Origin of the sequence: Salinispirillum sp. LH 10-3-1 (genome assembly GCF_030643825.1) — a bacterium.
In the GTDB taxonomy this organism is placed as follows: domain Bacteria; phylum Pseudomonadota; class Gammaproteobacteria; order Pseudomonadales; family Natronospirillaceae; genus Salinispirillum.
This window is the reverse complement of the sequence record NZ_CP101717.1, coordinates 2318550-2340984: the sequence shown is the minus strand read 5'-3', so window position 1 is coordinate 2340984 and position 22435 is coordinate 2318550. Positions and strand designations below refer to the sequence as shown.

Genomic DNA, 22435 nt, shown 5'->3' with positions numbered 1-22435 from the left:
CTAAACCTTGCGGCCGACAATGGTCAGTCCGCGGCTGGTGCCGTCGAGAATGGCTACTTCCGGCAGTTCTCCCCAAGGTGTAAAGCCCAGGCCACCTAACAAGTTCAGGCTAGGCTGGTTGTGCGAGAACACAAAGCCTAACACCGTGTGCACGCCAAGGTCGGGTGCGCGGTCCAGTAAATGCTGCACCAGCGTGCGCGCTATGCCACGCCCTTGTGCGTTAGGAGCAACGTACACCGCCAATTCAACGGTGCCATTGTACGCCGGGCGGCCGTAAAAATTACTGAAGCTGGCCCAGCCCAGCAATGCGGTATTCGCGTGTTCATCGACGGCGACAACCAGCGGGCGTTCCGGCTTTTGGTGGGCAACGAACCAGTCTTCGCGATCAGCTACGGTGATCGGCTGTGTATCGGCGGTCGCTAGGCGGCCTGGAACAGAGGCATTGTAGATATCTACAATGCCCGGTAGGTCATCGCGAGTTGCCGGACGCAAACGGCAGGCTGGGCGTCTATGCGGCTGGGCGGTCAAAATGCACATCCATTTGTGGGAAAGGAATGGTGATGTCGTTGGCATCCAACGCCTCTTTAATTTGCTCGATCAGCGCGAACCGAGTGGGCCATAGATCGGGTGTTTTGACCCAAGGGCGGACGACCAGGTTAACCGACGAATCAGCGAGTTCCGACACCGCCACCAGTGGCTCTGGCTCTGGTAACACATTGGGATGAGATTTCACCACATTCATGATGACGTCTTTTGCTTTCTTCATGTCGGCGTCGTAGGCAATGCCCACGACCAGGTCGATGCGACGGGTGTCCATCGCGGAATAGTTGACCACGTTAGAGCCGAAAATCGAGCCGTTGGGAACAATGACTTGGCGCGCATCCGGTGTCTTGAGTTCGGTACTGAACACCGTAATCTTCATGACGGTGCCGCCGGTTCCCGCGACCTCTACGTAGTCGCCCGTTTTGAATGGACGAAAGAGAATGATCATTACGCCTGCGGCGAAATGCGCCAACGAATCTTTCAATGCCAAGCCCACTGCGATACCGGCGGCACCGAGCAAGGCCACCAACGATGTGGTTTCTATGCCGAGCTGCGACAAAGCTGCTACCACGACAACAAGCATGAGGATGGCATTGATGATGTTACCTAAGAAGGCGACAAGCATGGGGTCTAGGCGTGCTTTGGTCATGGCTGCTGAGAGCGCTCTGCTGACCAGTTTGACGATCCACTTACCGACCAAGAAGACGATGATGGCGAGCCCGACGTTGGTGGTCCACGGGACAATATAGGTGCTCCAAATTTCTTGCGAATCCATAGGCATGACTATCTCCTAGTTTGCTACTGGTTGCTTTGCCGTGTTTCGAGTATTCAGGCGCTTGTAGTAAGAGGGTGCATACGAAAGTTGTCGCTTGCTGGACTTTCCCGCTACTCAAGGCACAATACAGGCATATTCTAATAAATAGCGACGGGAGTCCATTTTGCAGTTACCTGTTGATCTTAAATTACCCATTGGCGACGTGGTGTCGGCGGCCTTTCGTTTGCCGGTGCAAATGGCGAGCACCCTTTGGGTGTCCTTGCGCTGGCCTATATTGCTGCTGGTGGCCGTCCAGCTGGCCAGCACTCAACTCAGTGGTGACGAGCCGAATTACGGCATGTTGATCAGCTTGGCCTTGGTTGCCCTAGCTATTGGGGCCATGATTGCCGTGCCCGCACACCAGATATTCATTCAGGGTAAGACGCAACAGCCGCCGGGTTTCTTGCGTTTTGGTGGTCCAGAAATTTCCTATTTTGGCTGGTCCGTAGGCCTGCCGATTGTCATTATTTTAATTGCCAGTTTGGTTGCCGCGCCCTTGGTGATGGTGTCAACCATGACCGGGGCCGGAATCTTTGGTTCTATCGCGTTGTTTATCGCACTGGTGGTGGCCATTCTGGTATACGGCCGCTTTTCCATGATCTTTCCGCGTATTGCGTTGGGTTTAGGTGGTGGCTTGCGGGCTGCAGGCCAGATGGCGGCGGGTCATTATTGGCGGGTTGGCGTCCTGGGCATTGTGTTTCCCTTATTGATCAGCGTTGTGCCGATGATGTTGCAGAATGGGCTAGGTGGCCCGATCGGTAGCATTCTGTCGATAGCCGTCAGTGTTTATTTCAATTTGGTTCAGGTTGCCATCCTCTCATTGATCTTCCGTTGGTTGCGTGAATACGCACCGACCAGTGTGGACGATCCGGACGACGATGATGATGACGATCACGGCGAGTGGCGAGCGCAAAAAGACCGTTCAGTGCTCGAGCATGATCAGGCTCAAAGTGAACGTGATGATCAGGCGCCGCGCCATTGAGGTTGATGGCGCAACAGTGAATGGATGAGTATCTCCTATGACGCCAGCTGTTGAGGCTCTAAAGAAAAAGGGCGTAGCCTTTGAGTTACACAGTTACGAACACGTAGTTGGAAGTCAGGGTTATGGTCTCGAGGCGTCGGAGAAGTTAGGTCTATCACCGGACAAGGTGTTTAAGACGCTGCTGGTGAGTGATGGTGCTGGAAAGTTTGCCACCGCTATTGTGCCGGTGGCTGGGATGCTTAACCTGAAACGCGCAGCCAAGGCATTGGGTTGGAAGAAAGCGACCATGGCTAATGGTGATGATGCGCAGCGCATTACCGGGTTCGTACTGGGAGGAATCAGTCCGCTGGGCCAGAAAAAGCGATTACCAACGGTTCTCGACCATCGTGCTAAAGCACAGGCAACGATTTATATCAGTGCCGGGCGTCGCGGCCTTGAGATAGAGATTGCACCCTTGCTGTTGGTGCAGGAGTTGTCAGCCACTGTGGCGGACGTCGCAGAGATCGAAGCGGAATAGAGCGCAGCGTCATCCGCCATTGTTGTGCTATCCCAGAAAAATGCCTAAACAACAGGCACAAAAAAGGCGGTAGATACCGCCTTTTTAAGTTCAGAAGCTCACGCTAACTGCAATGTTAGGCAATGCCTTACAGAGGAGTTACGTTCTCAGCCTGTGGGCCTTTCTGACCTTGGGTTACTTCGAAAGTAACTTGCTGGCCTTCTGACAGAGAGCGACGACCAGTACCGTTGATTGCACGGAAATGAACGAATACGTCTGTACCGCCTTCACGCTCGATGAAGCCGAAACCTTTCTCATCGTTGAACCATTTTACTGTGCCGGTAATAGTTTGACCTGACATTTTTTCTGTATTCCTCTTTTACTTTTCACACCCACCCCAAGGGGAAGGTACTTTCGTGGCCGGTTTTAACACCTGACCGATTTCATTAGGCGGAGCAATTCAACGGAGTACCCAAAGGTTTCTTCGAAAACAACAGCTTCGCGCATCAAGCGTGACCCGAGGTCAACACCTGCCAGAGCACATGCTCTGTATCACATCAAATAGAAGGGGATAGATAGACGCTTGGAGCAATGTTCTTTCGTGAGGTGGTAAAACCACTGTAACCAAAGGCATAAGCATTCGAGCGGCTAAGAAGCCTGCTACTTGTGTAACTGAGATCAAGCATACTCCTATTGCCGGGCATTAACAGTCTTTTTAGGTTTTTTTTAATAAGAGGGGGGTGGAATTTTGTACAGGTGACGAAACGATGACGCTGCGCTCCTAGATAAATTGCTTACCGTAGGAGCGCCGCACACTCTTATACAGGCCTGCGCGAATTCAATCCGTAGGAACGCTGCCCTCCGCGCGAACCATTCGGCCAGAGGGCTGGCCTCCTACGGTGCGTCTCAAAGTTCGCTCAGGAGCTGACATACTACGGCGCCTTATCAGCCGCATTTAGAGTCGCCACAATTCAAACACGTCTGGCAGCCGTCCAGAATGACTACGGCTTTCGTGTTGCACTTGTTGCACAGGTGAGCATCCGGTGGGAAGCCCGAGTCGGCCGCTGCAGCCTTAGCCGCCGAGCCGCCGTTCAGCTTTTCATACTCGGCGCGTTTTTCATTGATCAACTTCATCTGATGTTCGCTCAGACCTTCGTCTTTGATCAAGCCGATCATTTTCATGTGGCTTTCGATGGCGTCACCAATCTCCGCCACCAAGGATGGCATGAACTTACCGCCTGGCTTGAAGTAACCGCCTTGTGGATCGAACACGGCTTTCATTTCGTCCACTAAGAAGGTTACGTCACCACCTTTGCGGAACACCGCCGAGATGACCCGAGTCAGGGCAACTACCCATTGAAAGTGGTCCATGTTCTTCGAGTTGATGAACACCTCAAATGGCCAGCGCTCTTCGTGCTCCGTTCCTTGATTCAACACGATGTCATTAATGGTCACGTACAGGGCGTGTTCCGACATCGGTGTCTTGATCTTGTAGGTTGAACCCAAAAGCACTTCTGGCCGATCCAGTGATTCATGGATCTGCTGCAGTTGCGGTGCAGAGGCTTTGGCCTCAGCGGCGGCCTTTTCAGCGGAAACCACCTCGTAACCGGTTATCTTTTTGCCAATCTTATGTACTGTCATGATGAATCCTGATTAGAACTTACCGTAGTAGCCTTCTTTGAGGGCGTCGAATAGGTTGGCGGCGGTGTGTTGTTCGCCGTCGTACTCTACCTTGTCGTTACCCTTCAGTTCGATGGTGCTGCCGTCTTCCAGCTGGAATCGGTAGGTGGTGTTTTCGAGGTCTTTCTCTTTGACCAGAACACCCTGGAATGCTTCAGGGTTAAAACGGAAGGTGGTGCAGCCTTTGAGACCTTTCTCATACGCATAGAGGTAGATGTCTTTAAAGTCTTCATAAGGATAATCCGTCGGTACGTTAGCGGTCTTAGAGATAGAAGAGTCAATCCACTTTTGCGCGGCGGCTTGAATGTCGACGTGCTGCTTTGGCTTGATGTCGTCCGAAGTAATGAAGTAATCCGGCAACTTATTCGCTTCTTCCTCGGTGTATGGCATGGCCGCCGGGTTCACCAGTTCACGATAAGCGAGCAATTCGAACGAGAAGACGTCGACTTTCTCTTTGGTTTTCCGGCCTTCGCGAATCACATTACGTGAGTAATGGTGGGCAAAGCTAGGCTCAATACCATTGCTGGCATTGTTGGCGATGGACAACGAAATGGTGCCGGTAGGCGCAATGGAACTGTGGTGTGTGAAGCGCGCGCCGATCTTAGCCAGTTCGCTGATCAGCTCGGGGTCTTCTTTACCCAGCTGCTGCATATAACGGCTGTACTTGGCATGCAGAATGCGGCCAGGGAGTTTGTCCCCAACCTGATAGCCATCGGCCTTCAGTTCAGGACGCTTGCGCAGCATTTCCGGCGTCAGCTCGAATTCCTGCTCCATAATAGGAGCCGGACCTTTTTCTTTGGCCAAGTCCAAAGCGGCACGCCATCCAGTTAAGGCCATGGCTTTGGTCACTCGTTCGGTGAATTCTACGGAAGCCTCATCACCGTACTTCATACCCAACATGGTGATGGTCGAGCCCAAGCCCAAATAACCCATGCCGTGACGGCGCTTAGTAGTGATTTCAATGCGCTGCTGTTCCAGCGGCAAACCGTTGATTTCAACCACGTTGTCGAGCATCCGCGTGAAAATGCTCACGACTTCATCGAATTTGTCCCAGTTGAAGCGTGCTTCGGCGGTAAAGGGGTTTTCGATGAACTTGGTCAGATTGACGGAGCCAAGCAGGCAGCTGCCATAAGGAGGCAGCGGTTGCTCACCACAGGGGTTGGTGGCGCGAATGGTTTCACAGAACCAGTTGTTGTTCATCTCGTTGACCTTATCGATCAAGATGAAGCCAGGCTCTGCATAGTCGTAAGTGGACGACATGATGGCGTTCCACAGATGGCGCGCCTTGATGGTCTTGTAGACGCGGAACGCTACCTGCTCGCTGTCGTTTTGCAAGTAGGGTTCCTTGACGTGCCAATCGCGCCACACTACTTGGTTGGTGTCATTCAGATCGAGTTGATCGCGTTGTGCTTCTTTTGCCGAAACCGGGAAGGCTAGGGGCCAGTCGCTGTCGTCAATGACCGACTTCATGAATTCGTCGGTGATCAGTAACGAGAGGTTGAACTGGCGCAAGCGACCGTCTTCACGCTTGGCTTTAACGAATTCTTGTACGTCCGGGTGGCCAACGTCGAACGTTGCCATTTGCGCGCCGCGACGGCCACCGGCCGAAGACACGGTGAAGCACATACGGTCATAGATATCCATAAACGACAGTGGGCCAGAGGTGTAGGCTCCTGCGCCACTGACAAAGGCGTTGCGTGGGCGCAAAGTAGAGAACTCATAGCCGATACCGCAACCCGCTTTCAGCGTTAGGCCTGCTTCGTGCACTTTCTGCAGAATGCCGTCCATGGAGTCTTCCACTGTACCAGAGACGGTGCAGTTAATGGTGGACGTGGCGGGCTTGTGTTCCAGTGCGCCAGCATTTGACAGGATGCGACCCGCTGGAATAGCGCCATTTTCTAGCGCCCAGAGGAATTTCGTTTCCCACTGTTTCTGCTTTGCTTTGGTTGTTTCGACCGCGGCGATGGCTTCGGCGACGCGCGCGAAAGAACCGTGCATGTCGGCGTCAACGTTGTTGCCCCGGCCGTCTTTTAGGCGGTATTTCTTGTCCCAAATGTCGAGGGAAGCGTCTTGATAAGCGATTTGCACGGAGTGATCTGCCCGAATGGTTTCTGTCATGGTAATTGTCCTGCTACCTGATTGACGAAAGGAATGCGTTATTTGTGTCCACTCATGCTGCTGGAGAGCGTGATACTGCGCTCAGGACGCTCTGGCTCATAAACACTAATTGTTGTGGTTGGCTGTATTCTAAACCACTACCCCTTGTGTCTGGCAAGATGAATTTGTGACAAAAATTTAGCCCGGTAACGTTGACATCGCGGAAGGCCAGACGGTGTGTGGCTTCGTCGGCTTGTTACGATTTGTAGTTGTTGGGGAGGAAGCAAAAAGCTTACAAACTTGCTCGGCAATCGCCTACCAAAATCACTTGTGATTGCTAAGATAATCGCCGCTACGTTAGAGTATCCAGCGATAAAGATAATAAGGGCAGTGTTGTGGAGCAGTCTCGTTCTATTTTGTGGTTTTACGTTATCTGGTGTATGGCTGCACTGGGCTATGTGCTGAATGTGTACTTCACATGGTTTATCCCCGAAGTGAATTGGGTGCTTAAACCCTTGCCGGTGTTGCTGTTACTGTTTTGGGTGTGGCGCAGCGTGCCAGCGGAAGAGCCACTGAAACTCTGGCTGATGGTCGCGTTAGGGCTGTCGTCGATCGGCGATATTGTATTGCTGATACCGGGGCAGTTTATTGTCGGCTTGGCAGCCTTTTTATTGGCTCACTTGGTCTACCTGAAGGTCTTTGCTCACTCGGCTTCTATGGCACACATTCGGTGGCTGGTGATCATTGTGATCATTTGCGCGGGCTTGCTGGGTGGGTACCTCATTTTGCCTGATCTGAACGGGCAAATGTACTTCGCTGTGTTGGCGTACATGGTCACCTTAGGTGCCATGGCGATTGCAGCCACGCTGTGTAAGCGTGTGCACTGGATCGCTATACCCGGTGTTTTGCTGTTTATGTTTTCCGACACGGTATTGGGCTACAGCACGTTGGTGTCGGCGATCGACAACTCCGATGTGGTGGTTATGGTCAGTTATTATTTAGCGCAGTTCTGCCTGGCACATGCGTTAATCTGGTATCGCGAACCCGAAGAAGACCCGTTTGCCGTCGCTTAAAGGGCACTGCGGATGGCCTCGACTCGAGTTCGGTTGACATTGAAGTCTTTCCGGCCGAGTCGAGAGGCACTGCGTACGTGCATAACACCCGCGCTTCGATCCAATAGAAACTCCACGTCATCACGATACCCCATTAGTGGTGTGATAAAGACGGCGTGTAGGTAGTCGGCTGATTCAGTCTTGATCTCATGTGGTCCGACTTGAGCCAAAACTCTGCGCAGTCGGGGCATTGCTTCATCCATTGAGCCCTCTAATGTCAATGGTGCCACGTAGGCCGACACCTTGTCGGTTTGGCTGGACACGCAATTGGGTGTGGTTGGGCAGGGCTGTAGAGTGCCTTCGGCGGTTAGGCCGAGAGCCTTGGCCGGAGCATTGGGAATGATGACGACGCGCAAAATAAGAAACAGTGTTGCGATGATGAGTAACACGATTGCAATTGTGCTCATTTGGCGCTCCCGTTTTGTCATAATTAGTTCTCGACTGCCCTGCAAGGCGACATCAGACGCCTAACCAGCGGCTTGTCGCTGCCTTATCTGAAATGGTCAACACGCAAGTCGTTGCGGCGCCTACTTCGGCGATCACAACATGATGGCGTAGTTCGTCGCGGCGAAACAAGTGCACATCTATGCGCTCACCCGGCTGCCGCAGAGCAATCTGTTCGTCAATCTGGGCCGCGTCAGTTTGTACGTGGTCGAGCGCAATGATAACGTCGCCGGTTGAAATACCCGCTTTGTGGGCGGCGCTGCCACTGAGCACTACACGGGCTTTGGCACCCATGGGGTGGTTATCAAAGTATGCGCCAAGGCTGCATTGCCCCTCTTTGATATGGCTCTTTTGCCCCCCTGCGCGCTTTAGCGACTCCGCGGTGCCCCACGTGGTCTGTACGCCAAATTGTTCTAGCAAGGGCTCAAGCGGGAGGTCTTCAGTGCCATAGAGTCCGAGCTGGAAGGCCGCTGAGAGATCGCAGTCGATCACATCGCGGGCAACCTCTGGTATGCCATGCTCTGGAACGCCGTCTTGTGAATGACGTTGCCATAACGCGCGCACTAAATCATCCAGCGATTGCTTGCCATCGGTGCCCAGTCGAATGGTCAGGTCCAGATAGAGGGCAAACAAGGCGCCTTTGGTGTAATAGCTGACAATGGCATTGCTGGCGTTTTCGTCTTGCTTATAAAACTTCGTCCAAGCGTTGAAACTGCTTTCGGCCATACTTTGTTGCAGGCGACCGGGTCCTCGCACAACGCGCGTCAGCAATTGACTGAGGCGTTCCAAATAGTGCTCCACACTGATGCAACCGGCGCGCAGTACGCCAAGGTCATCGTAGTAAGAGGTAATGCCCTCGAACCACCACAGAAGCTCGGTGTAGCTCTCTTGTTCCAGTTGATAAGGCAGGAAAACGCGTGGCTTGAGTCGCTTGACGTTCCAAGTATGAAAATACTCGTGGGAGCACAGACCTAAATAGTCGCGATAGCCTGGAGTGGTGTCCGTCATGCCTTTGCTTGGCAGGCTGCTGCGACTGGTCATCAGTGCCGTGCTGGCACGATGTTCGAGCCCACCACCGCCGTTACCAAGGACAGCTGTCATAAACACGTAGTGCGAAACCGGTGCGGGGATCCGCCAGAATCTAATGTGGTGTTGGCAGATTTTGGCAAGATCCTGTTCCAGACGCGTCATGTCGGCGTTATGGCGGCCTGACAAAACGATATCATGCCGTACGCCTTCCACCTCAAATTGGCCATACGCAAAGTCGCTGATTTCCACGGGGTGGTCAATCAGCTCATCATAATTTACGCAATGGTAGCTGCCGAACCCTTCTGTGTTTACGGAATGCTTGGTCATGCTGGTGGCGACGCGCCACTGACCATCGACCGTTGCGCTGGGCGGGTTGATGGTCATCTGGCATGGGCTGGATTCATGATCGCGCGGGGCAAGAAACACACTGCTGCCATTGAAGAACGCACGACTCTGGTCGAGATAAGCAGAGCGCACGGACAGGTCCCAAGCGTACACCTGATAGCGTAATGTAAGTGCCTGCTTACCGGGTTGCTCGGCTACCCAAGTCTGTTTGTCGAGCTGTTGCAGTCCAACCGGGGTACCATCCTGCAGGGTGGCGCGCATATTCAGTACGTGCCGGGCGAAATCCCGAATCATGTAGGATCCGGGGATCCACGCTGGTAGCCAAAAGTGTTGCTTGGGTGAAGGGTTTTCAAGATGCAATTCCACCGCAAACAGATGCCCTGCAGGGTCTGCCGGTGTAATAGTATAGGAGGGCATGGCTTAGCTACCGTCGATGTTTTTATGGGCGGGAAAAGCTGGTCGGTTAGACCAGCTGATTCTTCACTTTAAACTCTCGCAGTGCGCGTCTTGCGCGTTCTACATCAGTATACAGTTTTGTGCGTTCCTGTTTGTCACCCGTACCATTGGGATGATCACGTACGAATTGCCGCTTGCGTTCTTCGGCATCGGTGATCGCCTGTTCCAGTGCTTCTAGCTGTGTCTGCACATCCATCCTTATTACCTCTGAGTCCTCTGTTTTCAATTCTGCGTCCGATCACACGTTATAGTATATGGTGCTTCTTATAGATCGGATCAACCTGCAGTGTTAATTTTTTGACGCCTCCACGCAAATGGCGTCTGCCTGTGTGAGTATGAACACTGCTCTATATATTAGCGTATTATGTGAATTCTACCTCGTTTTTTCGCGTTTTTAGCGGTCTTTTCTTTCTGATGACAGCCTTTGGGTAGGGCGAGGGTTTTGTTTACAAATTGTAACAGTGCTAACCGATTGATCTGCCGACAGGTTTTTAATTGTATTGGAAAAACCAGAAGCTGGGTCTTCTCAAAGGGTGAGTGGCATCTATATAATGCGCGCCCTTTTCGAAACAGGTAGAAGCAGCGATGAGTGAGTATGTTCGGTCAGCTACAGCGATGTCCCAAGGACACCTATGCCTAGCCTCCAGCATGATACTTAACGAGCAGCCGCTACCGATCCGATTTTTTTACAAGGAAAACCCTAATCACGCGAACGATACGGGGTTCAGGTTTTACTCAGGGCTAGAGTCAGATGAGTTCCTCTTGCAGGAAGGCAGCGCCTTGGTTGCGCCGTTGGATTGTCTTGAGCGTCTGGACCCAAGTATTTCAGCGCTGATTGAGCGTTCTGATATCGGTAGTGTGTGGGAGCGTTTGCCAGGCCGTAATGACTGGGTTCCCGTCACTGACTACAGTATTCCCGACTAGCGGAGTTACAAATGTTTACAGGTATAGTTCAGGGGAAGGCAACGATCGTCAAGCGGGTTCCGGATCAGGACCTCGTGCGGCTGGCGGTGGAATTTCCGTCCGGCAGTGTGGACGATGTCAAACGGGGTGCGTCAATTGCGTTAAATGGCGTGTGCCTGACTGTTGTGACACAGCAAGGTAACCAGATTGATTTTGATGTCATGCAAACGTCTTTGCAACTCACGTCTTTAGGCGTGTGCCAAGAAGGTGATCAGGTGAACTTTGAGCGTGCCATGCGGGCGGCTGACGAGGTGGGTGGGCATCTATTGTCGGGCCATGTCGCAGCGATGGGGCGTATCACCAAGATCGAAACCTTGGGCCATGGCAAGATGCTGCACGTAGAGGTGCCTGAGCCACTTCGGCCGTACCTGTTCAGCAAAGGTTATATTGGGGTCGACGGCGCATCTCTGACGATCGTCGATGTTACCGCCAATGGATTTACCATCAGCTTGATACCAGAAACGCTTGACGTGACGGTGTTGGGTGGCGCTGCTGAAGGAACGCCAGTCAATATTGAAATTGATAGCCAGACCCGTGCCGTGGTAGACACGGTAGAGCGGGTCTTAGCTCAGCGATTGCAAAGCTGAGCCTATTGGCTCATTGGCCGGTATGTTTATCCAGGCGTTCTGATGCCTTCTCATGCCGGTCCAATAGTTCCTCTCGGGCACTGTTGTCGACCGACTTGCCGCCGCAACCTGCTAGAGTTATGACCAACGCGGTCATTATCAACCATTTCATCATGCTTACCTTTTTGTTCGATCATCCAAACGCTGTTGTAACCACCGGCTTCAGGCTTGTCAATCATGTAACAGACTTATTACACATTGCACTATGGGCGTGAAGAATGTGACGACATCTGGCACACTGCTGTCCACCATAAAGCATTGAGTAGCAAACAGCTTGAGTCCTTCCTTTGAACCGTCACACACTGCGTTGGCGCAGGTCGCAGGTAAACTTATCCGGTTGCCTTTTTGGATTTGGCCAGTTGCGATGGTATTCGGTGTATTGCTGGCTATTGCGGGTTTGAGTTATTCGCCCGATGGTCGCATCAACATCATGCTGGTCTGGTTGTTGTGGGCGGCGCTGCCTTTATTGGGCGTGGTGTTGTCGGTGTTGCTGATGGCGCGCTCAGGTTCCGTTCCGTGGATTGTGCGATTGTTACCGGTGTCGACGTATTGGCGACCGACTGATGAACAGCGTTGGTATCTGCTGTGGGTGCTACATGCCTTGTGGGCGCTTGCGGCGCTTGGCCTTGTCGCGACTTTTTTGCTCTTATTGGTTTTTACGGATTTGGCCTTCGGGTGGAGTTCTACGGTAATCAATAGTGCGGATGGTGTTGTGCAGTGGGTTGCCGTGGTTAGCTGGCCATGGCGAGGTTTTTGGGAGTCTGCAGTGCCGACGGCAGAGGTGTTGTCAGCGACGCGCTTCGTCCGCATCGATCAAGCGGCAAGTGGCATTTCCGAAGCCGCAGCCTGGTGGCCTTTTTTGTTGGCGAACGTCGTGTTCTATAATTTATTGCCGCGAGTGGCTCTGTCGGCCTGTTGTTGGGTGCGCTGGCGGTGGTACAGCCGCCAAGCGGTAAAGGTGTCTTCTATGGGGGGCTCTTTGGGTACTGATGCCTCCGCTAATGCAGCGATCACCGAAGGGACTCTGGCCGACTGGAGTGCAGCAGAAGCTATTTATTGGGAGCATCCGGTGCCCGTATCTTTTCCGTCGAGTCACCAAATGGGCTTGGCGTCGTGGCAGCACGATCAGCAAGTGTGGGACGCGTTAAAAGCGTCTCGTCCGGCCGCTATCCTGTGGCATGTTTCTGCTGGGCGCTCTCCGGTTGCTGAGCTGGGGGACTTGATCGTGGAAGCGGGGCGCGAATGGCAGCCCGCGCAGGCTTTGCTAGCGCATCAAGACAGTAACACTGTGCCGGATAGGCATATCGCCAGTTGGCGGGCGTTCGCACGGCAGCATCGCCTTGTATGGATTTCATTGTGAGCCAACCATTGTGACTGTGAAAATACCTCATTTGTGTGTAGTAGGGCATCCCAACAAGGGCAAGTCCTCTATCGTCTCGACGCTGGTTGAGAACGACAGCGTGCAGGTGGGCGTTGAGTCTGGCACGACTCGCTCGGCTAATACCTTTGAATTTCGCATGCAAGGCCAAGTGTTGCTTGCGCTGACCGACACGCCCGGATTTCAGCGTGCGCGCCAAGTGCTGGCGTGGTTGGAAGCTGCAACAGTTTCCCCGGCGCAACGCCCTGAGCGGGTTAAGGCGTTTCTGGCGCATCCCGAGCACGCCACGCAATTTCCCGATGAAGTGCAACTGCTGACGCCCATTATGGCCGGAGCAGGGATCTTATATGTAGTGGATGCTGGCCAGCCAGTGACGGCGGCAGATGAAGCCGAGATGGAGATTTTGCGTTGGACCGGGCAGCCGCGAATGGCGGTGGTGAATCCGATGACGCCCGCTGAGGAGCGTACCGAGTGGTTAACTACCTTGAGCCAGTTTTTTCAATGGGTTCGTGTCTTCAATCCGTTAACGGCCACCATGCCGGCACGTCAATCACTGTTGCGGGCGATGGGTGAGTTGTCGCAAGGCTGGTCTGCACCGATCAAGGACTTATGTGTGCGACTCGAACGGCGCGATCAGCAGCGCTTGCGCGATGTCAGTCTTATGTTGGCACAGTATTGGTGCGAGCAGATGGCCTGTCGCGAGCCAGTGAGTGCATTGTCGCGCGCGTTACACAACTCGCCGGATGCCTTGTTACGCCAGCGCTTGGACCAAGCAGAACAGGACTGGTTTAAGCAATTGCTGGGTGACTGGGGGCATAGCAATGCCAGCGTGGACAGCATCGCCCAGTGGGATATTGACCAAGATCATCTAATGAATACCGAAACTTGGTATCTTTGGGGCTTAAAGCAACGCCAGTTGTTGGCGGTCAGCGGCGCTGCGGGCGCCGCAGCAGGATTGGTCGTGGATGCAGGCCTAGGTGGGGCGTCTTTGATGTTGGGCGCAGTCTCGGGCGGGATTCTCGGTTCCGCAGGAGGCTGGTGGGCCAGTAAGCAGTTACCCGGCAAGCGATTGGGTTTTCTGCCGTTGGTTAGACAGAAAGACTTTGTGGGGCCGGTGAAACACCCAAACTTTCCGCTGGTGGTGATGGCGCGTGCAATGACCTTTGTGCAGCAGCTGTGGTTACGACCTCATGCGGAGCGTACTCGCTTGGCCTTGCGTACTGGGGCGCATGAATGGCAACAGAACGAGCAGGTGCAATTGTTGCGCTGGGCACAGCGGGTACAGAGCGAGCGGTGGAACGATAAGCAGCAGCAAGCATTAACTTCTTGGATAGAGCAGGCTCTAGAGCAGCGCCTGCAGAGTGCCCTTAAAACAGAGACGGAAGCCGTATGGTTGGCGCATTAATCGGAATTAGCGTGGTAGTGGTGTTGGTGATTGTTCTGCGTTTGGCAGAGCGGCCTAAATTGATCTCGCCGGTGTTGCCTGACGAGCTGCCGAGGTATCAAACACTTGAGCAACTGGCGTTGCGCCTGCATACACGAGAGGCTAATGAGCGTGGCTTGAAGCCGGGCGCTGAGGCATTGGTGGTATTTGCCCAGCCAGCCAAACCTGAGCGCACAAAGATCTGCTACCTGTATTTGCATGGCCTCTCAGCGTCGCGTCAGGAAATATCGCCCGTTACAGAAACGCTGGCGGCGGCTGACCAAGCCAATGCGTTGTATGCGCGGATCTCAGGTCATGGTATGGGGACTGCCGGTATGGGGAAATACCACGCTGGGCATTGGTTGGAGTCGGTGTGGGAATATTGGTTAATGGCGCGCGCGCTGGGCGAACGTGTGGTTATTGTGGCGACATCGACGGGGGCGGCTTCAGCGGTCTGGCTGACCCAGCAGCGCGATGTTGATCAGCATTTACAGGCTTTATTACTGATCGCCCCTAACTTTGGTGTCAGCGATAAGCGAGCGTTTTTACTGACGTGGCCGGGAGCACGCACTTGGATACCTTGGGTCGCCGGTAGGTTTCATTCATGGGAACCGCGTAATAAGTTGCAAGCCAAGTACTGGTCTACGACTTACAGCACTCTGGCATGGATTGAGATGCAGCTATTATTGGAGCAGATTGCACATATCGATTATCAAAAAATGAAAACGCCCTTGATGATACAGGTGAGCCCGGAAGACCCGGTGATCAACCCAATGCGCGCACGTGCGATATTCGAACAATGGGGTGGCGTACCAAAAGCCTTTCGTTGGGTGACGGTACCCTCAGGCGATTCCCAGCACGTCTTTGTCGGCGACATCATGGGGCCGCAACGTAATGATGAAGTGATTCATGAGTTCCGATTATTTCTTGATCAGCTTTGACTCTCTCTGTATGGCGTCTGCTATAATCCGCGCCCCTGATTTCCAGATCTCGAGAGGTCGCTATGTCGTTCCGTCCTGAATTGCTTTCACCTGCCGGTACCTTGCGCAACATGCGCTATGCGCTGGCCTATGGGGCAGATGCGGTTTATGCCGGACAGCCACGCTACAGCTTGCGTGTGCGTGAAAATGACTTCGACCTCGAAAATCTGCGTCTTGGTATTGCAGAAGCACACGCCCAAGGTAAAAAATTCTATGTGGCCAGTAACATTGCGCCGCACAACGCCAAGGTAAACACTTATTTTCGCGATATCGCGCCAGTAATGGAAATGCGGCCTGACGCGCTGATCATGTCTGATCCTGGCTTGATCATGATGGTGCGGGAAGAATGGCCTGATATGCCCATTCATTTGTCGGTGCAAGCGAATGCAGTCAACTATGCCGCGGTTAAGTTTTGGCATCGTCAAGGTATTGAACGGGTGATTCTGTCGCGCGAGTTGTCGCTGGATGAGATTGAGGAAATTCGCCAAAAAGTGCCCGAAATGGAGCTGGAGGTGTTTGTCCACGGTGCGCTGTGTATTGCTTATTCCGGTCGTTGTTTGTTGTCTGGCTACTTGAATCGCCGTGACCCGAATCAAGGTACCTGTACCAATGCGTGTCGTTGGGAATACAAAACGCATGAAGGTAGAACCGATATTACCGGGGATGTGGTGCCGCGCGATGCCAGTATATGGACGCCGGCACAGAATAAAATTGCGAGCGATTCTGTCGATTCTTCCACGGGTATTAACCCCGTACTGGGCGAAGGGCTGCCCGTTGATGGCGTCTATTTATTGGAAGACCCCAACCGGCCGGGTGAGCTGATGCCTGCGTGGGAAGATGAACACGGCACTTACATCATGAATTCGCGTGATTTGCGCGCCATTCAGCATGTAAAACGCCTGACAGAAATGGGCGTGCATTCCCTGAAAATAGAAGGCCGTACTAAATCCCATTATTACGTTGCTCGTACCGCGCAAACTTACCGTCAAGCGATAGAAGATGCCGTGGCTGGGCGTGATTTCAACCCGTCGTTACTGCATGATCTGGATAATCTGGCCAACCGAGGTTATACCGAGGGTTTCTATCGGCGGCATACTCATGACAGTTACCAGAACTACGATCAGGGTCGCTCGATGTCGACGCAGCAGCAGTTTGTGGGTGAGGCCTTAGGGATTGATAATGGTCGCTTGGTGATCAAGGCTAAAAACAAATTCAGTCGTGGGGATGTGCTTGAGCTTATGACGCCGGAAGGTAACGTGCGTTTTGCCTTGGAGGATGTGCGACTACAGAAAAACGGCAAGGACCTCGACGTAGTACCGGGTTCAGACTACATGGTTACGGTGGCCTTGCCTGTGTCTCTGTCGGCATCAGCAGGCGAGTTTGGTTTGCTGATGCGCGACCTTTAGGGCGCAGGCACCATCCGCAACAGACGCCCGTTGCCTTCGTCTGTCAGCAGCCACAGTGTGCCATCGGGACCGTTGCGGATATCCCGAATGCGGGTATTGAACCCCGTGAGCATGTCTTCTTGGCTGATGAGGTCGGTGCCATTGAAACGCACCCGTTGAATTTTCTGGCCCGCTAGAGCTCCCACAAATAGATCACCTTCCCATTGTGGAAATACGTCCCCGGTGTAGAACGCCATACCGGACGGGGCGATAGACGGTGTCCAGTGCAGTAACGGTGACTCCATGCCTGCTTTTTCAGTTAGGTCGGTGATTGGTGAGCCATTGTAGTTTATGCCATGCGTCACTTCCGGCCAGCCGTAGTTGAGCCCGCTCTGAATCAGATTAATTTCATCACCACCACGTGGGCCATGTTCATGTTGCCAGACAGCGCGACTGCTTGGATGCAACGCCATGCCTTGGGCATTGCGGTTCCCGTACGTATATATTTCTGGCAAAGCGTTGGCGTGGTCAACAAACGGATTGTCGCTGGGCACTTGGCCATCATCGTGCAAGCGGATGGTGGTGCCAATGTGGTTGTCCAGCTCTTGTGCGCGATTCTGCTGGCCCCGATCGCCGACGGTCAGATACAGATAGCCGTCGTCGTCAAAGACAATGCGTGATCCAAAATGCCGCCCGCCAGACACTCTCGGCGCCGCGTCGAACAGAATTTCCACGTTGCTTAAGTGCCCGTCATGGTATTGCCCGCGCGCTAAGCGAGTGGTTAAGCCCTGATTGTTCCCGTGTGAGTAGCTGAAGTAGACCCAGCGATTCTGTGCAAAATCCGGGTGTGGAACTACGTCCAATAGTCCGCCCTGGCCTGATGCCGTGATCTCCGGTAGACCGGACACAGGTTCGTCGATCAAGCTACCCTCTACCATGCGGCGTAAGCGGCCAGGCCTTTCGGTGATCAGGATCTCGTCGTTGGGCAGAAAGGCTAGGCTCCACGGATTGGACAGGCCCGACACAACGGTCTCCAGCTGGAACGAATGATGTTCAGTGGTGTAGGTTTGTGCGATAGCGCTGGCGGAAAGACCAAATACCGCGCCAGCCAGCAAGGCTTTGATAGAGTTAGGTACGATAGGATTGGGTGTCATAGCGTCCTCGTTGTCTTTTAAGCGTGCCCTCAGTCTAGAGTCTGCTGGCAGGTCAAAGGAGGCTATTTACTGAATTATGACCTACGGCGGCTCACGATAAGCACAAAAAAGCCCCGCGGGATTAAGGCGGGGCTTGGCTGATTCTGGTTTTTGGATATGCACTCTGTTAGCGCAAATAACCCTCATCAAGCAGCACTTCAACAATATCGGCTGGGGTCTCTTTGTCTACGATCAAACCGAAAGGTAAGGGGGATGCCGGAGTGCCGGAAATTAACGCAATTGCGCCACCTGCTTCGATGTAAGGCGCTACCGTTAATGCGTCGTCAGCGCTGACCGTCATGCTGAGGTGGCCGGCGTCAAAGAGCAAGCGTTCCACGGCGGCTGCCAAGTCACCGTTCTTATCCGCTGTCAGTACAACAGATATTGGCGTCTGCCCATACCGGCGTTGTCGCTCTTCATCGCTGACCGGACGCAGCTTGTCGCTACCGTCGACGACCCGCTCGATCATGCCAGCACCCACGGTGACATTGGTCAAACGGTCGATGACGATGAACGAGCCTGTCCAGCGGTTCTGCTTGTAGCTATCAAACACGACCTCTTTGTTCAGGGTGATTTCGCAGTGGCCGATCTCATTAAGGTCAAGTTTCTCGGCAGGCAAATCCGCCAAGGTGTTGATATCGATCTTGTTAAACAAGTGACTCACTACGCCTGCGCTGGTGTTGGTACCGACCTTAAAATCGTACTGCTTGCCGGGTGCCATGACAGCGTCGGTCATCCAAACCAGTTTGGCGACAAAGCGCCGACCGCGCTGCGGTAAAGACGTTGGGTGCACCAGCATGTCCCCACGGCTAACGTCGATTTCATCGTTCAAGGTCAATGTCACCGCTTGGTTGACGAAGGCCTCAGTCAGATCACCATCATAAGTCACAATAGACTTGACGGTGGATGTCTTGCCAGACGGTAACGCCATGACGGTATCGCCAGGGCGCACAATTCCGGAAGCAATGGTGCCGCAGAAACCACGGAAGTTGAGGTTTGGGCGATTTACGTACTGCACAGGAAAGCGGAAGTGCTTCAAGTCGTGGTCTTTGGCAATCGGCACATTTTCCAGCACATGCATCAAGGTTGGGCCGCTGTACCAGCGCATACGCTCGCTGCTATTTACCACGTTGTCGCCATCCAGCGCCGACATGGGTACGAAGCTGATGTCGCCAAAACCAAGGTTTTCGCTGAATGTCAGGTACTCATTGCGGATCTCGTTAAAGGTATTTTCGCTGAACTCGACCAAGTCCATCTTGTTTATGGCGACCACGATGTGGCGTATGCCGAGCAACGATGCGATGAAGCTGTGGCGTCGTGTTTGCGTTTGTACGCCATGCCGCGCGTCAATCAATATGATAGCGAGGTCACAGGTTGAAGCTCCGGTCGCCATGTTGCGGGTGTACTGCTCATGCCCGGGTGTGTCGGCAATGATGAACTTACGCTTGGCCGTCGAGAAATACCGATAGGCGACATCAATAGTGATACCCTGCTCGCGCTCGGCCTGCAAACCATCAACCAACAAGGCCAAATCTATCTTTTCGCCCGTTGTGCCGGATTTCTTACTGTCGTTTTCTATGGCTGCCAGTTGATCTTCATAGATCATCTTGGAGTCGTGCAGAAGACGACCTATCAGCGTGCTTTTGCCGTCGTCTACGCTGCCGCAGGTCAGAAAGCGCATGAGTTCTTTGTTTTCGTGCTGCTTCAGGTACGAATGAATATCTGAAGCAATAAGTTCGGATTGGTGCGACATCTTGTACCCCTTAGAAATAACCTTCTTGCTTCTTCTTTTCCATAGAGCCCGAACTGTCATGATCGATCAGGCGGCCTTGGCGTTCGGACGTGGTCGTCAGGAGCATTTCCTGAATAATTTCTGGCAGGGTATTCGCTGCCGATTCTACAGCTCCGGTCAGCGGATAACAGCCGAGCGTACGGAAGCGCACGGAACGTTCTTCGATGGTTTCTCCGGGCTTCAATTCCATGCGGTCGTCGTCAACTTTGATCAACATGCCGTCGCGGTTCACCACGGGGCGTGGGGCAGAAAAATACAAAGGTACAATAGGAATGCTTTCTAGATAGATGTACTGCCAGATATCCAGCTCTGTCCAGTTGGAGAGCGGGAAAACGCGAATGCTCTCACCCTTGTTGATGCGGCTGTTGTAGGTGTTCCACAACTCTGGGCGCTGATTCTTAGGGTCCCAGCGATGCTGTGCATCCCGGAAAGAATAGACGCGCTCCTTCGCGCGTGATTTCTCCTCGTCGCGACGTGCCCCACCAAAGGCAGCATCAAAACCGTATTGGTTCAGGGCTTGCTTTAGTGCCTGTGTCTTCATAATGTCGGTGTGCTTGGCGCTACCATGCGTGAACGGGCCAACGCCCATCGCCAAGCCTTCTGGATTCTGATGTACCAGCAGATCAAGGCCGAGCCGCTTCGTTTCTTGGTCGCGGAACTCGATCATCTCCTTAAACTTCCAGCCCGTATCAACGTGCAGCAGGGGAAATGGTAGCTTGCCGGGAAAGAAAGCCTTCATTGCCAAATGCAGCATTACAGAGCTGTCTTTACCGATGGAATAAAGCATGACGGGATTTTCAAATTCCGCCGCCACTTCGCGGATGATATGAATGCTTTCCGCTTCCAGTTGCTTTAAGTGCGTCAGGTTGTAGTGCGACATCGACATAATAACCCTGTAGAGCCAGATAAAATACGGGGCGAGTATATCAGTAGAACAATGTTTATAAAAACCAGTACGTTTAGATCAAATGGATATATGTATATGGCGGGAAGACTTTATATGAGCAGGGGAGGGGTGGCGCAGGTCGTCATGCGCGCCCGCGCCTCTGTGTTCGTTCTTTAGCGGGTTGTTTCTACTTCATTAGGCGTTGTTCGTGAGGTATCGCGACTGTGATCGTCTAAGTCTGACTGTGCAGCATAGTCGCGGCTTGCACCTAGATGATTAAGTTCTTCCTCTGATAGAACATCGCCGCCTTGGCGCAGTTGTGACAGCTTGTAGTCGTGCGATACCAATGCGTCGGCACCCGCTTTCAGGTGTTGCTCGATACTCTGGTAGTTGTTGTTCAAGGATTCAATCAGTTCCGAGGTGCGGGCAAAATGCTCTGTTACGCTCATTTGGTAGCGTGAATGCTCTGTTTTCAAGGCATCTAATTGCTTACGCACATTTTCAGCGCTGCCGCTGTGTTTGCGTGACAGTAATAAGGTCACCACAATGCCGAGCGCTGCACCCATGGCCAAGCCGATCATTAATGTGTTCCAGTCAAACATCAGAAGAACCTCCGTGTGTTCACTCAATTATATATCAACCAGTAGTTGAAAGATCTGCTGTGATCGCTAAAATCGCGCTCTCCATTCAGGGCACAGTGTATATCTATGACACCCCTAGCGCGCTATCAAGCAAACATTCAACAAGGCATTATTCAGCATGATCCGGTCCAAGAGCTGGCAGTCAAGCGTCTTGACGAACTCTATATACAGATATTGGCGTACGACCGCGCTCTGACATCGGTCAGTGGGCGCTTTCGGAAAGCTTTGGGGCGTCGTCCAAAAGCTCCGCGTGGATTGTATTTCTGGGGTGGGGTAGGGCGTGGCAAGACGTTCATCATGGACACCTTCTACGATGCGCTGAGTATTGATGGAAAGTTGCGCGTGCACTTTCATCGGTTTATGCAGTCGGTGCATCAGCGGTTGACCGAGTTGAAAGGGCAGAAGAACCCGCTGGACATTATTGCCACGGAAATGGCGCAAAAGTACCGCGTGTTGTGCTTGGATGAATTCTTCGTCAGTGACATCGGCGATGCCATGATTCTCGGCAATCTCCTTGATGGCCTGATGCGCGAAGGTGTCACCCTGGTGACCACCTCCAATATCATTCCAGATGGGCTGTATCCTAATGGTTTGCAACGTGATCGCTTTTTGCCTGCGATTCGGCTTTTAAATCAGCACACTGAGGTGGTAAATGTCGACAACGGCATTGATTACCGTCTGCGCACACTGGAGCAAGCTACTCTTTATCATTACCCAGCGGATGCAGACTCTGAAGGTCGTCTTGCCGAGCGTTTTGAAAGCCTGGCGCCAGACCTAGAAGAGCTAGAGATGGATGGGTATCTTGAGGTGCTGGGTCGTAAAATACCTTTCAAGCGAGAGTGCGAGGATGTTATCTGGTTCGACTTTGCAGGTATCTGTGGTGGTCCGCGCAGTCAGAACGACTATATAGAGATTGCGAAGTGCTACCATGCTGTCGTCATCTCAGGTGTGCCGCAGTTTGTGGGTACCAATGATGATGAGGCTAAGCGCTTCATTAATCTGGTTGACGAATTCTATGATCGGCGCGTCAAGTTGTTGGTCTCTGCTGCGGCCCCCATTACCGAGCTTTACGTGCAGGGTCGGCGTGCTTTCGAGTTCGAGCGTACAGAAAGTCGTTTGCTGGAAATGCAGTCGCATGACTATTTGGCGGCCGCACACCTAGGTTAGTTA

General features: G+C 53.1%; 22 protein-coding genes. 10 read left to right on the top strand and 12 right to left on the bottom strand.

All coding sequences use genetic code 11. The features are described from left to right. Together NFC81_RS10530 and NFC81_RS10525 are read right to left on the bottom strand one after the other, a co-directional pair. A complete protein-coding gene (locus tag NFC81_RS10530) occupies positions 1 to 528 on the bottom strand; it encodes a GNAT family N-acetyltransferase (protein ID WP_304994443.1) in 528 nt (175 codons plus the stop codon). Next, positions 509 to 1324 carry a mechanosensitive ion channel domain-containing protein gene (locus NFC81_RS10525; protein WP_304994441.1) on the bottom strand — a complete coding sequence of 272 codons (816 nt, stop codon included), beginning with the start codon at positions 1322 to 1324 and terminating at the stop codon, positions 509 to 511. Before NFC81_RS10525 ends, NFC81_RS10530 begins: the two co-directional genes overlap by 20 nt. Before the next feature lie 157 nt (positions 1325 to 1481). On the opposite strand from NFC81_RS10525, the gene NFC81_RS10520 reads away from it, so the two are divergent. Further along, a complete protein-coding gene (locus NFC81_RS10520) occupies positions 1482 to 2339 on the top strand; it encodes a hypothetical protein (protein ID WP_304994440.1) in 858 nt (285 codons plus the stop codon). 37 nt (positions 2340 to 2376) lie between these two features. Next, on the top strand, positions 2377 to 2856 hold the full coding sequence (gene ybaK, locus NFC81_RS10515; protein WP_304994439.1) for a Cys-tRNA(Pro) deacylase: 480 nt from the start codon (positions 2377 to 2379) through the stop codon (positions 2854 to 2856). A gap of 127 nt (positions 2857 to 2983) precedes the next feature. Here ybaK and NFC81_RS10510 read toward each other — a convergent pair whose 3' ends face one another. The 3 genes from NFC81_RS10510 to NFC81_RS10500 all read right to left on the bottom strand — a co-directional run bounded on the left by NFC81_RS10510 (position 2984) and on the right by NFC81_RS10500 (position 6633). Further along, positions 2984 to 3196: a cold-shock protein gene (locus NFC81_RS10510; RefSeq protein ID WP_304994438.1), complete on the bottom strand. Its 213-nt coding sequence runs from the start codon at positions 3194 to 3196 to the stop codon at positions 2984 to 2986. A 584-nt stretch (positions 3197 to 3780) separates the two neighbouring features. Next, positions 3781 to 4476 (bottom strand): NrdJb, encoded by a 696-nt coding sequence (locus NFC81_RS10505; RefSeq protein ID WP_304994437.1) that lies wholly within the window; start codon positions 4474 to 4476, stop codon positions 3781 to 3783. Between the two features lie 12 nt (positions 4477 to 4488). Then, on the bottom strand, positions 4489 to 6633 hold the full coding sequence (locus NFC81_RS10500) for an adenosylcobalamin-dependent ribonucleoside-diphosphate reductase (RefSeq protein ID WP_304994436.1): 2145 nt from the start codon (positions 6631 to 6633) through the stop codon (positions 4489 to 4491). Positions 6634 to 7007: 374 nt separating this feature from the next. Between NFC81_RS10500 and NFC81_RS10495 the strand changes: the two genes are divergently transcribed. After that, positions 7008 to 7685 (top strand): lysoplasmalogenase, encoded by a 678-nt coding sequence (locus NFC81_RS10495; RefSeq protein WP_304994435.1) that lies wholly within the window; start codon positions 7008 to 7010, stop codon positions 7683 to 7685. On the opposite strand, the gene NFC81_RS10490 is transcribed toward NFC81_RS10495, so the two are convergent. Genes NFC81_RS10490 through NFC81_RS10480 form a run of 3 tightly spaced genes read right to left on the bottom strand, consistent with a single transcriptional unit; the run spans position 7682 to position 10194 of the window. After that, positions 7682 to 8131 (bottom strand): DUF1499 domain-containing protein, encoded by a 450-nt coding sequence (locus tag NFC81_RS10490; protein WP_304994434.1) that lies wholly within the window; start codon positions 8129 to 8131, stop codon positions 7682 to 7684. The two genes, NFC81_RS10495 and NFC81_RS10490, sit on opposite strands and share 4 nt — an antisense overlap. Positions 8132 to 8183: 52 nt before the next feature. Next, on the bottom strand, positions 8184 to 9959 hold the full coding sequence (locus NFC81_RS10485; RefSeq protein WP_304994433.1) for a PDZ domain-containing protein: 1776 nt from the start codon (positions 9957 to 9959) through the stop codon (positions 8184 to 8186). 46 nt (positions 9960 to 10005) lie between these two features. Next, positions 10006 to 10194, bottom strand: coding sequence for a hypothetical protein (locus NFC81_RS10480; protein ID WP_304994432.1), 189 nt, complete (start codon positions 10192 to 10194; stop codon positions 10006 to 10008). A gap of 389 nt (positions 10195 to 10583) precedes the next feature. Here NFC81_RS10480 and NFC81_RS10475 point away from each other — a divergent pair, with 389 nt between their 5' ends. The 6 genes from NFC81_RS10475 to yegQ all read left to right on the top strand — a co-directional run bounded on the left by NFC81_RS10475 (position 10584) and on the right by yegQ (position 16774). Continuing rightward, entirely contained in the window at positions 10584 to 10922 is a 339-nt protein-coding gene (locus tag NFC81_RS10475) for a DUF2185 domain-containing protein (RefSeq protein ID WP_370529859.1), read from the top strand. A gap of 11 nt (positions 10923 to 10933) precedes the next feature. Beyond that, positions 10934 to 11548, top strand: a complete 615-nt coding sequence (locus NFC81_RS10470) for a riboflavin synthase subunit alpha (protein ID WP_304994431.1) — start codon at positions 10934 to 10936, stop codon at positions 11546 to 11548. A gap of 403 nt (positions 11549 to 11951) precedes the next feature. Beyond that, positions 11952 to 12947, top strand: a complete 996-nt coding sequence (locus tag NFC81_RS10465; RefSeq protein WP_304994430.1) for a DUF2868 domain-containing protein — start codon at positions 11952 to 11954, stop codon at positions 12945 to 12947. Between the two features lie 10 nt (positions 12948 to 12957). Further along, positions 12958 to 14370: a DUF3482 domain-containing protein gene (locus NFC81_RS10460; protein WP_304994429.1), complete on the top strand. Its 1413-nt coding sequence runs from the start codon at positions 12958 to 12960 to the stop codon at positions 14368 to 14370. Next, positions 14355 to 15329 (top strand): hypothetical protein, encoded by a 975-nt coding sequence (locus NFC81_RS10455; protein WP_304994428.1) that lies wholly within the window; start codon positions 14355 to 14357, stop codon positions 15327 to 15329. Before NFC81_RS10460 ends, NFC81_RS10455 begins: the two co-directional genes overlap by 16 nt. Before the next feature lie 62 nt (positions 15330 to 15391). Next, a complete protein-coding gene (gene yegQ / locus NFC81_RS10450) occupies positions 15392 to 16774 on the top strand; it encodes a tRNA 5-hydroxyuridine modification protein YegQ (protein ID WP_304994427.1) in 1383 nt (460 codons plus the stop codon). On the opposite strand, the gene NFC81_RS10445 is transcribed toward yegQ, so the two are convergent. From NFC81_RS10445 to NFC81_RS10430, 4 genes are all read right to left on the bottom strand, one after another. Continuing rightward, positions 16771 to 17907 carry a PQQ-dependent sugar dehydrogenase gene (locus NFC81_RS10445; protein ID WP_304994426.1) on the bottom strand — a complete coding sequence of 379 codons (1137 nt, stop codon included), beginning with the start codon at positions 17905 to 17907 and terminating at the stop codon, positions 16771 to 16773. The two genes, yegQ and NFC81_RS10445, sit on opposite strands and share 4 nt — an antisense overlap. A 166-nt stretch (positions 17908 to 18073) precedes the next feature. Beyond that, the gene (gene cysN / locus NFC81_RS10440; protein ID WP_304994425.1) at positions 18074 to 19699 is read right to left on the bottom strand and encodes a sulfate adenylyltransferase subunit CysN; all 1626 of its coding nucleotides are present in this window, start codon (positions 19697 to 19699) and stop codon (positions 18074 to 18076) included. Positions 19700 to 19709: 10 nt separating this feature from the next. Further along, complete coding sequence (gene cysD / locus NFC81_RS10435; protein ID WP_304996970.1) at positions 19710 to 20618, bottom strand: sulfate adenylyltransferase subunit CysD; 909 nt, start codon at positions 20616 to 20618, stop codon at positions 19710 to 19712. Between the two features lie 179 nt (positions 20619 to 20797). Beyond that, positions 20798 to 21226, bottom strand: a complete 429-nt coding sequence (locus NFC81_RS10430) for a ZapG family protein (protein ID WP_304994424.1) — start codon at positions 21224 to 21226, stop codon at positions 20798 to 20800. A gap of 105 nt (positions 21227 to 21331) precedes the next feature. Here NFC81_RS10430 and zapE point away from each other — a divergent pair, with 105 nt between their 5' ends. Continuing rightward, the gene (gene zapE / locus NFC81_RS10425) at positions 21332 to 22432 is read left to right on the top strand and encodes a cell division protein ZapE (RefSeq protein WP_304994423.1); all 1101 of its coding nucleotides are present in this window, start codon (positions 21332 to 21334) and stop codon (positions 22430 to 22432) included. Positions 22433 to 22435 lie beyond the last annotated feature (3 nt).